The sequence below is a fragment of the Agrobacterium sp. P15N1-A genome (assembly GCF_044626815.1).
Lineage (GTDB): Bacteria > Pseudomonadota > Alphaproteobacteria > Rhizobiales > Rhizobiaceae > Agrobacterium > Agrobacterium leguminum.
Genome location: NZ_JBIUPF010000009.1, coordinates 35,042 through 49,362, shown reverse-complemented (window position 1 = coordinate 49,362; position 14,321 = coordinate 35,042). Strand labels below are relative to the sequence as shown.

Annotated in this window: 12 protein-coding genes; 5 read left to right on the top strand and 7 right to left on the bottom strand. The window is 61.4% G+C overall.

Annotation, left to right across the window (positions count from 1 at the left end; genetic code table 11):
• Positions 1-2: 2 nt before the first annotated feature.
• From glyA to purU, 3 genes are read left to right on the top strand one after another with little or no spacing between them, the layout of a single operon-like run.
• Positions 3-1,271, top strand: coding sequence for a serine hydroxymethyltransferase (glyA, locus tag ACIK7D_RS24660; RefSeq protein WP_174024674.1), 1,269 nt, complete (start codon positions 3-5; stop codon positions 1,269-1,271).
• The gene (locus ACIK7D_RS24655) at positions 1,272-2,666 is read left to right on the top strand and encodes an L-serine ammonia-lyase (protein ID WP_400157734.1); all 1,395 of its coding nucleotides are present in this window, start codon (positions 1,272-1,274) and stop codon (positions 2,664-2,666) included. It abuts the gene before it with no gap.
• Between the two features lie 21 nt (positions 2,667-2,687).
• Complete coding sequence (gene purU / locus ACIK7D_RS24650) at positions 2,688-3,572, top strand: formyltetrahydrofolate deformylase (RefSeq protein WP_137454354.1); 885 nt, start codon at positions 2,688-2,690, stop codon at positions 3,570-3,572.
• 41 nt (positions 3,573-3,613) lie between these two features.
• Here purU and ACIK7D_RS24645 read toward each other — a convergent pair whose 3' ends face one another.
• The 7 genes from ACIK7D_RS24645 to ACIK7D_RS24615 form a co-directional block, all read right to left on the bottom strand.
• Positions 3,614-4,363, bottom strand: a complete 750-nt coding sequence (locus ACIK7D_RS24645; RefSeq protein WP_400157733.1) for a siderophore-interacting protein — start codon at positions 4,361-4,363, stop codon at positions 3,614-3,616.
• A complete protein-coding gene (gene fhuB, locus ACIK7D_RS24640; RefSeq protein WP_400157732.1) occupies positions 4,360-6,327 on the bottom strand; it encodes a Fe(3+)-hydroxamate ABC transporter permease FhuB in 1,968 nt (655 codons plus the stop codon). The genes ACIK7D_RS24645 and fhuB overlap by 4 nt, the downstream gene beginning before the upstream one ends.
• Positions 6,324-7,214 (bottom strand): ABC transporter substrate-binding protein, encoded by an 891-nt coding sequence (locus ACIK7D_RS24635; protein ID WP_400157731.1) that lies wholly within the window; start codon positions 7,212-7,214, stop codon positions 6,324-6,326. Before ACIK7D_RS24635 ends, fhuB begins: the two co-directional genes overlap by 4 nt.
• Positions 7,214-9,634 (bottom strand): TonB-dependent siderophore receptor, encoded by a 2,421-nt coding sequence (locus ACIK7D_RS24630; RefSeq protein ID WP_400157730.1) that lies wholly within the window; start codon positions 9,632-9,634, stop codon positions 7,214-7,216. The genes ACIK7D_RS24635 and ACIK7D_RS24630 overlap by 1 nt, the downstream gene beginning before the upstream one ends.
• A 116-nt stretch (positions 9,635-9,750) precedes the next feature.
• A complete protein-coding gene (locus tag ACIK7D_RS24625; protein ID WP_400157729.1) occupies positions 9,751-10,707 on the bottom strand; it encodes a FecR family protein in 957 nt (318 codons plus the stop codon).
• Positions 10,708-10,857: 150 nt separating this feature from the next.
• Positions 10,858-11,361, bottom strand: coding sequence for an RNA polymerase sigma factor (locus ACIK7D_RS24620; RefSeq protein ID WP_400157728.1), 504 nt, complete (start codon positions 11,359-11,361; stop codon positions 10,858-10,860).
• Between the two features lie 303 nt (positions 11,362-11,664).
• Positions 11,665-12,891 carry an MFS transporter gene (locus ACIK7D_RS24615; RefSeq protein WP_400157727.1) on the bottom strand — a complete coding sequence of 409 codons (1,227 nt, stop codon included), beginning with the start codon at positions 12,889-12,891 and terminating at the stop codon, positions 11,665-11,667.
• A 121-nt stretch (positions 12,892-13,012) separates the two neighbouring features.
• Here ACIK7D_RS24615 and ACIK7D_RS24610 point away from each other — a divergent pair, with 121 nt between their 5' ends.
• Both ACIK7D_RS24610 and ACIK7D_RS24605 read left to right on the top strand, forming a co-directional pair.
• Positions 13,013-13,606, top strand: coding sequence for a TetR/AcrR family transcriptional regulator (locus ACIK7D_RS24610; RefSeq protein ID WP_162936917.1), 594 nt, complete (start codon positions 13,013-13,015; stop codon positions 13,604-13,606).
• A gap of 129 nt (positions 13,607-13,735) precedes the next feature.
• The gene (locus ACIK7D_RS24605; RefSeq protein ID WP_137454346.1) at positions 13,736-14,185 is read left to right on the top strand and encodes a DUF1801 domain-containing protein; all 450 of its coding nucleotides are present in this window, start codon (positions 13,736-13,738) and stop codon (positions 14,183-14,185) included.
• Positions 14,186-14,321 lie beyond the last annotated feature (136 nt).

The window sequence follows — 14,321 nt, the reverse complement described above, 5'->3', positions numbered from 1 at the left end:
GAATGCTCAACCGCCTGTCACACAATACCGTTTCGGACACAGTGATCGCCGACGCCATCGCCGAGGAACTCGACCGCCAGAAGACGCAGATCGAGCTGATCGCTTCGGAAAACATCGTCTCCGCCGATGTTCTGGCGGCGCAAGGCTCGGTGCTGACCAACAAATATGCCGAGGGCTATCCCGGCAAGCGCTATTACGGCGGCTGCGAATTTGTCGACAAGGTCGAAGCGGTCGCCATCGACCGGTTGAAGCAGCTCTTCGGCGCGGAATTCGCCAATGTGCAGCCGCATTCCGGCGCGCAGGCCAATCAGGCGGTGTTTCTGGCGCTGCTGCAGCCCGGCGACCGGATCATGGGGCTGTCGCTCGCCCATGGCGGCCACCTTACCCACGGTTCGCCGGTCACCATGTCCGGCAAGTGGTTCGATGTGGTCTCCTATGAGGTCGACGCCGAAACTCATCTGATCGATATGGAGAAGGTGCGGGCACGGGCGCTGGAGACGAAGCCGAAGCTGATCGTGGCGGGCGCATCGGCCTATCCGCGCCAGATCGATTTCGCCGGCTTCCGCAAGATCGCCGATGAAGTCGGCGCATATCTGATGGTCGATATGGCCCATTATGCCGGGCTGATCGCCGGCGGCAAATATCCGAACCCCGTGCCGCACGCCCATGTCGTCACCTCCACCACCCACAAGACCCTGCGCGGTCCGCGCGGCGGTGTGATCCTCACCAATGATGCCGATCTCGCCAAGAAGCTGAACTCGGCTGTCTTCCCCGGCAATCAGGGCGGTCCGCTGATGCATGTCATCGCCGCCAAGGCCGTGGCTTTCGGCGAGGCGCTGCGCCCGGACTTCGCGGATTACGCCGGCCAGGTCATCGCCAATGCTCAGGCGTTGGCGAAGGTACTGACGCAGGGTGGTCTGGGGATCGTCTCTGGCGGAACCGACAGCCATATGGTGCTGGTCGATCTGCGCCCGAAAGGCGTGACTGGCAAGGTTGCCGAAATCGCGCTGGAGCGGGCGGGGCTTACCTGCAACAAGAACGCCATTCCCAACGACCCGGAAAAGCCCTTCGTCACTTCCGGCATCCGGCTCGGCAGCTCCGCCGGCACCACGCGCGGTTTCGGCGTGGCTGAATTCGAACAGATCGGTGCGCTGATCCTGCGTGTCATCGATGCGCTGGCGGCGAATGCCGAGGGTGACGCCGCAGTCGAGGCCGACGTGCGGGCGCAGGTCGCAGCGCTTTGCGACGCCTTCCCGATCTACGGTTCGTAAATGTTCCTGTCGGTCTTCGATATATTCAAGATCGGCATCGGCCCATCGTCCTCTCATACGATGGGACCCATGGTCGCGGCCGCCCGGTTTCTCGACGATCTGCGCGGCGGCGACAAGATCCCGGGGGCCGGAGACCTGTTCGGCCTGCGGGCGAGCCTGCATGGCTCACTCGCCTTCACCGGCAAGGGCCATGCGACGGATCGCGCGGTCGTCCTCGGCCTGTGCGGGCTGAAGCCCGATACGCTCGATCCCGACCGGGTGGAGGAGATCGAGGCGGAGGTGCGCAGGACCGGCCTCGTCGAGCCCCAGGGGCTGCCGGCGCTGCGGTTCGATCCGGACAGGGATCTGGTTTTCGATTATGGCCCGCCGCTTCCCGGCCATGCCAACGGGCTGGTCCTCATTGCCTGCGACCGTCAGGGCAACACCTATCACCGGGAGGTCTATTATTCGATTGGCGGCGGTTTCGTCGTCACCGAAACGGAGCTGCAAAGGTCGGCCGGGGGATTGAGCGCCGTCAAGCAGCAGCCGGTGCCCTATCCCTTCAGCACGGCGGCGGAAATGCTGCGCATGGGCCGCGCGTCGGGCAAGACCATCGCTCAGATGAAGCGGGCGAATGAAGAGGTTGTTTACGGGGCGGAACTGGATGCGAGACTGGACCGCGTCTGGGAGGTGATGGAAAGCTGCATCGAGCGGGGCCTGACGCAGGAGGGCATCCTGCCCGGCGGGCTGAGGGTGAAACGCAGGGCCAAGGCGATCCACGAGCAATTGCAATCGGAACGCGGGCTCAATCTCACCCAGCCGCACCAGGCCAATGACTGGATGAGCGTCTACGCCATGGCGGTGAATGAGGAAAATGCCGCCGGCGGGCGCGTCGTCACCTCTCCCACCAATGGCGCGGCGGGCGTGGTGCCGGCGGTGGCGCGCTATTATCTCGACCATTGCGTCGGCGCACACCGCGAAGGCATCCGCGACCTTCTGCTGGTGGCGGCGGCCATCGGCGGTCTCATAAAGTACAATGCCTCGATTTCGGGGGCGGAAGTCGGCTGCCAGGGCGAGGTGGGTTCGGCGGCGGCCATGGCGGCAGCCGGGCTTTGCGCGGTTCTGGGCGGCAGCAATGCGCAGGTGGAAAATGCCGCCGAAATCGCGCTGGAGCATCATCTCGGCATGACCTGCGATCCGGCGGCCGGGCTCGTTCAGGTTCCCTGCATCGAACGCAATGCGCTGGGCGCCATCAAGGCCGTCTCGGCGGCCAGCCTTTCGCTGCGCGGCGACGGCACCCATTTCATGCCGCTCGACAATTGCATCACCGTGATGCGCGAGACCGGCCGCGACATGCATGTGAAATATAAGGAAACCTCGCAGGGCGGCATCGCCGTCAACCTGCCTGAGTGCTGATCCATCAAGGGGGAGCAGGATTTGACCACCTATATCATGAAAGTCTCGTGCCCGGCGCGCAGCGGCATCGTCGCCGCCGTATCCGGTTATCTCGCCCGGTCCGGCTGCAACATCAACGACAGTTCGCAATTCACCGATCAGGAGACGGGCCGCTTTTTCATGCGGTTGAGTTTCGTTTCCGAACAGGGAGCGGGACGCGAGGCGCTGCTTGACGGCTTCGGTCCCGTCGCGGCCGATTTCGATATGGATTATGATATTCACGACCTTTCGCGAAAGACGAAGGTCGTCATCATGGTCTCGCGCTTCGGCCATTGCCTCAACGATCTGCTGTATCGCTCCCGCATCGGCGCGCTGCCGGTGGAGATCGTCGCCGTGATTTCCAACCACCTCGACTACCAGAAGCAGGTGGTGAACGAGGATATTCCCTTCCATCACATCCGCGTCACGCCGGAAACGAAGCCCGAGGCGGAAGCGGCGATCCTGCAGGTGGTGCGGGATAACGGGGCGGAGCTCGTGGTGCTGGCGCGTTACATGCAGGTGCTGTCGGACCGGCTATGTCAGGAAATGTCTGGCCGCATTATCAACATCCACCATTCCTTCCTGCCGTCTTTCAAGGGCGCCAACCCTTACAAACAGGCCTATGAACGCGGAGTGAGGCTGATCGGCGCGACCGCCCATTACGTCACCGCCGATCTCGATGAAGGCCCGATCATCGAGCAGGATACGATCCGCGTGACCCATGCCCAGAGCGCGATGGATTATGTCAGCCTGGGGCGGGATGTGGAAAGCCAGGTGCTTGCGCGGGCCATCCACGCCCATATTCATCATCGGGTCTTTCTGAACGGAAACAGGACGGTGGTCTTTCCCGCGTCGCCGGGAGAGCATGTCTCCGAGCGCATGGGCTGAATTTGGGTCCAAGGCGAAACGCCAGTCCATTCAGAAAATTTTCAGTGGCTCGTCGTCATGTCGTCCCGCCAGTAGCAGGCGTTGAGATAGCGTTTTTTGGACAAAGCCGTCAATTTGTCCCGGAAACACTGCCATTGCGAGAAGGCATTGGCGAGCCACAGGAAATATTCATTGGTGGAGGCGGCCGTTTCCAAGGCCGCATCGCCAACGCGTTCAACGAATATTATGGGGCAAACGGTCGAGCGGGGCAGCCAGCATATCTGGATGCCGGAGGGGGCGGCGATGCCATATCGGCAATTTTCGGCCCTGAGAAAAATCCGGCCCGTCGCATTTTCGGGCAGGTTTTCGCAGATGCGGGCAATGGCGGGCAGGGCGGTTTCGTCTCCGGCCAGCAGATATTGTTTTGCCGGCTTCATTCCCAGCCCGCAGGGGCCGGACATGCCGCAAAGCGCGCCGGGCCGTGCATTCCGGGCAAAGGAACATCCCGGCCCCGCATCCTCATGCAGGACGAAATCGATGTCGATAAAGCCGCTGTCGGCGTCGATCGCGCGGATCGTATAATAGCGCACGTCGAAGGCATCGGCGGATGCCGCGACATTTTCACCGGCAGGAAGATGGCCGGTGAAGTCGTTGCTCCGCTTTGAAAAATAAAGCCTGACATGCAGGTTCTCCAGCGTATCGAAACGCTGAAGGCCGGTGCCGGAAAATCGCAGGCGCTGCATGAAAGGGGCGACGCGCTGGCTGTCGACCACCGTCAGTATCCGAAAACTCTCATCCGTGAGAATGGTCATGCGCGCCTTCCTATCAGTACGAGCAAAAACGGCCCGCCGACCACCGTCGCCAGGAGGCCTGCGGGTATTTGAAACGGGAAAATAATGTTGCGGCCCAGCCAGTCGGCGACGAGCAGGATGAGCCCGCCGATCAGCGCCGCCGCCGGCAATTGCGTGCCGGCGCGTTGGAAACCCGCAAGCCGCGCCAGATGCGGCCCCATCAGACCGGCGAAACTCAAGGGGCCGACGAGGATTGTGGCGCTTGCCGTGAGAATGGCGGAAAGCGAATAGAGGCCGTTGCGGCTCGTCACAACCGAGACGCCGGTATTTCTGGCGATATCCTCGCCAAGCGGCAGCACCTCCAGCCAGCGGCGGATGAAGGGGACAAGGGCAAGTCCTCCGGAAAGCAGCAGCGTCGCCATGATGGCTTCGCCCGGCGCGACCGCATAGGTGGAGCCGGAAAGCCAGGCGAGAAGCTGACCGAGCCTCGGATCCTGCGACGTCATCAATATGGCCATGACGAAACCGGAAACGGAACTGAGTGCGATGCCGATCAGCAGCAGCCGGTCGCCCGAAAAACCGGGCTTGCGCGAGAGGGCCAGCATCAGCAGTAAAACCGTCAGCGACCCCGCCGCACCGGCGAGGATTTGGGCGGAGCGGGTAGGTGCGGCAAGGGTGAGGAGAACTGCAATGACGCCGAGCATCGCCCCGGAAGAGACGCCCAGCACTTCCGGCGATGCCATGGGATTGCCGGTGACGCGCTGCAGAATGGCGCCGGCAAGCGCCAGCATGGCCCCACCGCTGAAGGCCGCGAGCGCCCTCGGCCAGCGCCAGCCGAGACCATGCGTGTCGTAAAGCCCCGCTAAAAACCAGCCCTCCGTGTTTTTCCCGACGAAGAGCGCCACGCCGGCCGCGACGCACAGAAGGGCGACGAGGCCGAGCAGAGCCGGCATGGGCCGGGCAAGGCGCGCCACCGCCGGCTGTGCCGGCTGCGGCGGGGCGGGCATCTTCAGCCGCCGGATCAGCGCGAACATCAGCGGCGCGCCGAGAAGAGCGGTGACGGCGGCGGTCGGGAACAATCGATAGGTGACGGGAAAAAACAGGACGATCTGGTCGGTCAACGTGAGCAGCAGCGCGCCAAGTACCGCCGAATGACCAAGCTGCGCGCCCATTCGTCTTGCGCCGCAGGCGCGCGCCAGCGCGGGGGCGGCAAGGCCGATAAAGCTGATGATGCCGACCGAGGCGGTGACCACCGCCGTCAAGGCCGCCGCGACCACCAGCGTCAGCAGGCGGTAGGCGGCAAGCGACAGGCCGAGGCTTTTTGCATTGGCGTCTTCAAGCGTCATGATCGTCAGGGGGCGAAGAAGCAGCACGACCGCAAGGATGAGCACGGCGAGACGAGGGGCGAGAAAGGCGACGGCGCTCCAGTCCTGCTGATCGAGATATCCAGCGCCCCATAAAAAGATGCTGACGAGAAAATCATGGTTGAACAGCACCAGAACGGCGCTCGCCGCGCCGCAATAAAGGCTGACGATCATGCCCGCCAGCGTGACGGTGACAGGCGACAGGCCTTTGCGCCACGAAAGCGCGAGGATCGCCAGAAGCGACAGCGCCGCGCCCGCAAAGGCGATCCATTCCTGTGCGGCCATCCATTGCGGGAACCAGAGCGTGGCAATGGCAAGCAGCAGATAGGAACCGGCCGAAATGCCGAGTGTCGCCGGTTCGGCAAGCGGATTGCGCAGAATGTTTTGCAGGATCGCACCGACAAGGCCGAGCGTCGCGCCGGTCATCAGCGCCACCACGATCCTCGGCAGCAGGGTATTGTGAAGCAGCACCTGCGCCGTCATGTCGGGATCGGGAAAAAATAGGGCTGCAAGCGGCGTCCCATGGGGCATGCGCAGAAACAGGTTGAAGCCGGCAAGGCCGGCGCAGACGATGGCGAGCGATGTGACGACGATCGCGGATATGTTCGCCGTCCTCTTCATGGCGATGCCTCACCGGCAAGGGCTTCGGAAACGAGGCGGGCGAAACGTTTTGCCGGCGGCAATCCGCCGTAAAACAATACGTCCCCGATACGCACCAACCGGTTTTCGCGAATGAAGGGCAGGCTTTTGATGACCGGTGCGCTGAGAAGCGTATCCAGCTTTTCGCTGCTGGTATCGCCGATGCACAGAAGCCGCGCCTGCGGATGGCGGGAAAGCTGGTCAGCCGTCACTGTCGTATGACCAAATCTCGAGGTGTAACCATCCCAGGCGTTCTCGATGCCGAATTGATCGAGAACATTCTGGAATAGGCTGTTCCTGCCGAAAACCAGCAATCGCCTGCCATCTATGACCGTCGCCAGCAACAGAGGCCGTCCGTCATAGGCGGAGAGCCGTGCGCGGGCCTGCTGCATTTCCGCGTCGAAACTTTCCTGAAACGCATCAAACCGGTCAGGATCGCCGATCTGTGCGGCGAGAGCGATGAGAGCGTTTCTGCCACTGATTAAATGGTTCTCGCCCGCGGTGACGCCGGCATCGAAAAGGTGGGTGGGGGCAATGGCGGCAAGCCGGCCGGCGGCCACGGTGAAATCATTGCTGTGCAGGATGAGGCTTGGCCGAAGATGGTCGACAAGTTCCAGATTGGGCTCGGACCGCAATCCAAGCTCGGCAACGGAGGGCGACAGGGCCGGTTCGACGACGAGGCTGGCATAACGTTCCAGTTCCGGCATGGCTGCGGGCTGCACGCCAAGCGCCAGCAGGTTCTGCCCGCTCACCCAGTCCATGGCGACGATGCCGCCGGAACGGGCGGCCAATGACGGCCGGTTTGTAAGGAAAAAAGCACCTGTCCCGCAGAGCAGCGCTCTGCGGGACAGGGAACTGCGCAGCATCATCAGAATTTCGCCTGAACCGAGAAGGAGACGGTTCTCGGCGCGCCGAGACAATAGCTGTTCTGCCAGTAGTTCTCATCGGTGATGTTGCTGACATTCAGCCGGAAGGTCAGCGGATTGCCGAAGTTTTCGGTGGTGTAACGCAGCCCGAGATCGGCGGTGACATAGGAGGGGAGGCGGTCGTTGTTGACCGAATTCGCCCATTGCTTGCCGGTGTAATAAAGGCCGCCGGTCAGGAACAGTCCCTCGACGGTGGGAACCTCATATTCGGCATAGACCTTCGCCAGAACATTGGCGACGTTCATGGGGCGCTTGCCGTCATAGGTTCCGCCCTCGACCTGTGCATCGAGGAAGGTCAGGCCGCCGAGAACGGTAAGATCGTCCGTCACCTTGCCGGTCGCCGTGAACTCGACGCCGCGATGGCGCTGGCGGCCGTCCTGCGAATAGAGGTTGGCATCCGTCGTGAGTTCGTAAGCCTTGGAGATGTCGAACAAGGCCGCTGTCAGCAGCAGGTCGCCGACTTCGCCCTTGATGCCGATTTCCTTCTGCTTGCTGACCATGGGGGCCATGATCTGCCCGGAATTTACCGTCGTCGTCGGCGCGACGCCGCCCTGCTCCAGCCCTTCGATGTAGCTGCCGTAAAGGGTTACCTGTTCGATTGGCTTGAATAGCAGTGAGACCGAAGGCGAAAGCCGCCCTTCGTCGTAATCGGGAGCGGTGCGGACGCCGGCACTGTTCAGAGACTGGGTCTGGATCACGCTGTAATTGGCGCCGACAAGGGCCGACCATTGTTCGCTGAACTCGATCTGGTCGCCGACAACGAAGTTGTGGTTGCGCGCATAGCCCGCTTTATAAAGCGGCGAGGTGTTCGCAGGAAAGGCCGGTTCCGGCAGATGAAGAGGAGACGACATCGGGAAGGGGCCGATATATCCGGTACTTGGATTATCCACCGTCGACCATGATCTGTCCTGAAACATATGATATCCGACAGTCAGCTTGTGCGACACGGCTCCCGTGTCGAACGAAACGTCAGCGAACGCGTTGGCGGCTTCGAATGTGTTTTTTGTTTCACCTGAACGCATTGCGAGCTGGTAATATTGACCAGGTGCGCGAATGGAATTCATCGTATGGTCCTGTACGGGCCGATCGACATATTCCCGCATATACCCACCGCGCAGGGTAATGGCATCGTTCACATCATAGGTGAGTTTTGCCGAGTATCTTTTTTTCTCGATCTCGTCGTGAATCCATGGCTGGCTCCAGTTTTTGCTCGCGTCCGGCGCATCGGGCCGCGTTACGCCGGCACGGACGAACCAGTAGGAGTTCGGCGCATCCATCTTGTATTTGCTGTAAGACGCGTTGAGTTCCAGTTTCAGCCGGTCGGTAATGTTCCAGTCGAAAGCGCCGCTTGCCAGAAAGCGGTCGACATTCTGATCGTCGATGGCGGTGTCACCCGCCGAGCGGACGATATTGAGGCGATAACCCATGTCGCCTTCCGGATCGATGCGGCCGCCGAAATCGCCATGGACGAAGGCCTGCGCGCCGCCGTAATTGCCGACCGTCACGCTGTTCAAACGTTCCTGCGTCGGGCGTTTGTACACATAATTGATCATGCCGGCGGGCGAGGCCGCACCATAGAGAAAGCCCGAAAGGCCGGAGAGAACCTCGGTGCGTTCCTTGTCTTCCAGCACCGTCGCATGGCTGTAGGAGCGGCGGAAGCCGTCTTCGGCCGTGTCATAGGTGGTGAAGCCGCGAATATTGGCCATCGGCGCCCAGCCGGACATCTGCGGCGTCTGGCTGCGGATGGTCGGCAGGACACGATAAATATCCTCAGGGGATTGCGCCTGGATATTCTGGATCAGTTCCCTTGGCGCAACAGTGACGGAAAACGGCGTATCGCGAATGGCCGTCTGTCCGAGCAGGCCGAGAGAGGACAGGGTTTCCGTGCGGTAGCCATCCTGCGCCAGCCCGTCCTGCTGCAATACGGATGCGCCGCGCGCGCCCTGAACCGTAATGGGTTCGAGAAGGGTGGAGTTTCCGGCTGCCGCAGCACTTGCCGCGCTGACCGGTGCGGCGATGATGACGGAGGTGGCGTCGGTGAAGGAATAAACGAGGCCGGTGCCGCGCAGAAGCTCCACGATCGCCTGCTCGCGGGTTGTCGCGCGGCTGACGCCCTGTGAAAGTTTTCCGCGTGCAATCGAGGCATCGTAGGAAATCTGCGTTCCCGACAGTTTTCCGAAGGTTGCCAGCGATTTGTTCAGCGGGCCGGCCGGAACCGAATAAACCGTCTGCGCAAAGGCTGGCTGTGCCGCGATGCCGGCGGCAAGCGTCGTGGTCGTCGCCAGAAAGGCGAAAAACAGCGCGCCACGACCCTTACGACCCCTGTTTGTACCCTTATGAGCCGATGAGAACTCATTCCCCATGTGAAAGCCACTCCATTAAATCTGTCCCCGGAGACCGGCCGGCCTGTGCTGGCGGCGGGTTCTCTGAGGACAATACGAATGACGTTCGAAAATTTTCCTCTTTTTCTCAAGTTTTCTTAAATGGAGGAAATAACGGTCAAAAATGGCGTGACGGCCCGCACCTTGCCGCCGAATGGCCGCACCACCGCATCGAGCGCGCGGATGGGGTCGGCAAGATCGAAGACGCCGCTGACGACGTTGTTTTTCAGGGCAGGGGTGGCGATGACCACCTTGCCCTTTTGCCAGCGGGCGATGCGATTGACCACCGCCGCGACCGTCTCCTTTTCGGCAATGAGCATGCCGGTCCGCCATGCCGCGATTTCCGAAGCCTCCCTGACGCCGCGATCCATACGGCGCGATGCCTGGTCGTAGGTCATCCACTCGCCTGCCGCCAGTTTCTCTCCGCCTGGAGAGGGCAGATCGGGCGATGTGGCCAGAACCAGCCCATGATCGACGGAGACGGAGATGGAGAGATCGTCGCCCGAAACGTCGAAAGCGGTCCCGAGCGCCGTAGCGGTCAATGGTCCGTAGGCGACGGAGAAGGGGCGCGAGGCATCGGGCCGGACATCGAAATAGGCCATGCCGGTAAGGAGGTTCACCCGTCTTGCCCGCTCGCCGAAATCGATGGCGATTGCGCTGTCCGGTCCAAGCGTGACCATGCTGCCGTCCTCGAGGGGAATTTCTCTGATCTCGGCCGTCGATGTCAGATAGTCGGCACGGGCGCGCAACCTCACATAGGGTGCCAGCACCGAACCGCCAGCCGCCGCACCAAGACAGAGCACGCCTCCGACAAGCAGAAGACGCCGGTTGGGGTCGAAGCCCTTTTGCGAGGAACGGGCCTCCTCGGCCAGAATCTGGCCGGTCATGCCGTGGATCGCGGCGACCTTCGCCCAGGCGGCGGCATGGGCCGGTCCGCGCTCGATCCAGGCGCGTGCCGTTTCGATGGCGACGGGATTGCCGGGGTCGTTCTGCAGGCGAATGGCAATATCCGCAGCTTCACGAAACAGGCGTCGCTCTTCCGACACTTCGTTCATAGGGAGCCTTTCAGGATTGCCGGAGACCGGACAATGTCACAGCCTTTGATATATACGAATGAGAGGCCGCATATTTCCGAATGAAAGAAGTTTAATGCGCAAGCCGGCGATTAAACGGCGATATCTGGGGCAAGTGACGGTGCCCGTCCCCTATAGACCGTTCAGGCGATCCTCTATGTGTTCATAGGCGTCGCGGATCAAAACCCAGGTGCGGGTGGTGGACATGCCGAGCTTCTGCGCCACGTCGCTGATCGTCAGGCCACCCATCCGGTGCAACTGGAAGGCCTCACGCACCCGACGCGGCAGTTCCGAAAGCGCCTGTTCCACCAGTTGCAGCCGCTGACGGTCATAGACGATGGTTTCGGCCGATGGCGACGGATCGATGATGGCATCGAAGGCGTTTTGCGGCAGGTCGACACGGCGCAGACTGCGTTCGCGGCGATAATGATCGATGCTGAGATTGCGCGCCACCGTATAGAGGTAGGATTTGGGATTGTGGGAGGCGGCACTTGCCGGCGGCGGTGAGGCAAGCACCTTCAAAAAGGCATCCTGCGCCAGATCGGATGCCGTTTCAGGATCGATCCCCCTGCTGCGCAGGGACCTGACAATGCCCTTCGCATATAGCCGGAACAATTCCTGCAGATCCCAACTCAAGAGCCTTGCCTTCCGGTAACCGACCCCGTGCCTGCCCGGTGAATGGACGGTCGGTGTGTCGAACGATGCAGCCGTCGGTCGATTATGTGCAATCGGTGCCGAATTCGAGAATATGCGAAGCGACGGCTTCGATAAACAGGATCGCCCCGCAGGCATGATATCATCGGCCGTTGATGTTGCCGGTATCATGCTTGCGGGGCGACGGTAAAGTAAAACAGTCGCTGTACTATGGATTAGTCTGTGACTTTTCCTGCGTTCATATCAATTGCCGCGATGAATGAGGCAGACTGCGAGTAAAGGTTGTTATTCGGCGGGCTGCGCCACGGCTTCCATATCCGACCGTCCGCGATTTCCGGAGAGGCTGCGCTGGCCGAGCGCGATGATGGCGACTGTCGAAAGGCTTGCGGCGACGGACACCCAGAAACCGTTGTCCGGGCCGAAATTGTCGATTACCCAGCCGGAAACGAAGGCGCCGAGCGCCATGCCGATACCGATGCCGGTCATCACCCATGTCACGCCTTCCGTCAGCATCGATTCCGGCACGCGGCGCTCGATCAGGCCGAATGAGGTGATGAAGATCGGCGAGATTGCAACGCCGCTGAGGAAAACGGCGAAAGCGAGAAGCGCTACCGAGGTGTTGGCGACAAGCAGCGGCAGGGCGGTGAGCGCGAGCACGCTGACGGCGATCAGCAATTGCCGTTGCAGCGGCATTTTGGGGTTGAGCGCGCCGAGAATGAGGCCGACCACGAAGGAGCCGATGGCATAGACGCCGATGACGAGGCTGGCGGCTTCCGGTTGACCAAGCGCCTTGGTGATTGCGACGGCGCTTACCTCGGCCGTGGCGAAAGTGGAGCCGACGAAGATCAGCGCAAGCGTGATGATCTGGACCGGGCGCAGGAAGATGGCCGAACGCTGCCGGCGGCCGCTTTCAACCGGCCGCACCTTGGGCTCGGTCGAGCGTTGCAGAAGGAAGGCAAAGGTGCCGAGCGCCAGGAAGGTGGTGCTGATCATCATGCCCGCTTCCGGAAAGAGCGAAACCGCAAGGCCAACAGAAAGCGAGGCGCCGGAGATGTAGACAAGTTCGTCGGCGGCGGATTCGAAGGCGAAGGCGGTGTTCAGCTCCGGCCGGTCGCGGAAGATTTCCGTCCAGCGGGCGCGCATCATGGCGGGAATGCTCGGCATGGCGGCGGCGAGGAAAGCGGAAAGGAACAGCGTCCACGCCGGCCATCTCTGATTTGTCGCGATAATCAGCGCCGCAAAGGCGATGACCGAGACGATGGTGGCGGGGATGAGGACCTTGCTCTGCCCCTTGCGGTCCACCAGACGGGAGATTTGCGGGGAGAGGGCGGCATTGGTCAATGCGAAGGTTGCCGAGACGGCGCCGGCCAGCCAATATTCACCGTGAGTCTGGGAAAGCATGGCGACGATGCCGATCGGGGCCATGGCAATGGGAAGGCGGGCGAAGAAACCGGCGGCGGAGAAGCCTTTTGCGCCTGGAGCCCGGAAAATTTCTCTGTATGGATTAGACATCGGGATGCACCTTGTTCTAAGGGTGTCCACCACATACATACGTGGCGTATGTGAATGAGATAATTGCATACGACGCGTATGTCAACTAATATACGCGCCGTATGTGGAAAATGGAGAAGAAATGCGCAAACCTCGCAGTGAAATGATTGCCGAGACGCGGGCGAAGCTTCTGGCTGCCGGCCGCAAGGCCTTTGGCAGCATCGGTTATGCGGAAGCGTCGATGGACGACTTCACCGCCGAAGCCGGTCTCACCCGTGGCGCGCTCTATCACCATTTCGGCGACAAGAAAGGCCTGCTGCTGGCCGTTGTGGCCGAAATCGATGCGGAGATGACGGAGAGGCTCTGTGACATCTCGTCAAGGGCCGCGACCCGGTGGGAGGGTTTCGTCGAGGAGAATGTCGGTTATGTGCGCATGGCTCTCGAGCCGGAAATCCAGCGGATCATGTTTCGCGACGGGCCGGCGGTGCTCGGCGATCCGTCGCGCTGGCCCAATGCCAATGGCTGCATCTCGGCTGTCGCCCGAAGCCTGGATGCGCTTCGGGAAGAAGGCACCATCGGCGACATCGATCCGGAGGCATGCGCCCGCTTCATCAATGCGGCGAGCAGCAGCGCCGCCCAATGGATAGCCAATTCCGACGATCCCGAAACGACCTCGAAACGGGCTGTCGGCAGTTTCCGGACCTTTCTGGAGGGATTGCGGGTCAGGAAAGACTGACCCGCATAGCGGCCTATCTGTTATTCCGGGTCGGCTAGGCGATCATCACGGAAAATGTGTAGAGATATCTGGAATAGATACGGATCATGTTATTGGTAGCACCTGTTTGACACCTCTGAGGTCAAGGTTATGGTCGACAAGCCGTCGGAAAAAGCGTCCGGAAGCGCCCCATCGGATCAATCGCCGAAGCTTCTTTCGGGCGGTAATCCCCAGATTGCAAAAGGATATGGCGACGCGCCGGTGCAGGCCTATATCGCCGCCATGCCGGGGTGGAAAAGCGAGGTCGGTGGTCGTATCGACAGGCTGATCGAAGGTGTCGTGCCCGGCGTGCGCAAGGCTGTGAAGTGGAATTCGCCCTTCTACGGCATGGAGGACGATATCTGGTTCCTCAGCCTTCACTGCTTTACGAAATACATCAAGGTGACCTTCCTGAACGGCGCATCCTTGCAGCCTTTGCCGCCCGGCACTTCCAAACATCCGAAGGTCCGCTACCTCGATATCCACGAGGATGCGTTTGATGAGGCGCAGTTCGTGGAGTGGGTGAGGCAGGCAAGCGTGTTGCCCGGCGAAAAAATGTGAGCGACCGGGTTTGCGGTGCCACAGGCTTTTAGGCACGCGATGATCGCGAAATGGGCCAACGAATCAGGCCGGTTTTCCTGCGTCTTGAGGATCGCGTCGCGCTGGGGATGATAAGAAATCGCGGGCTGTCCGATAC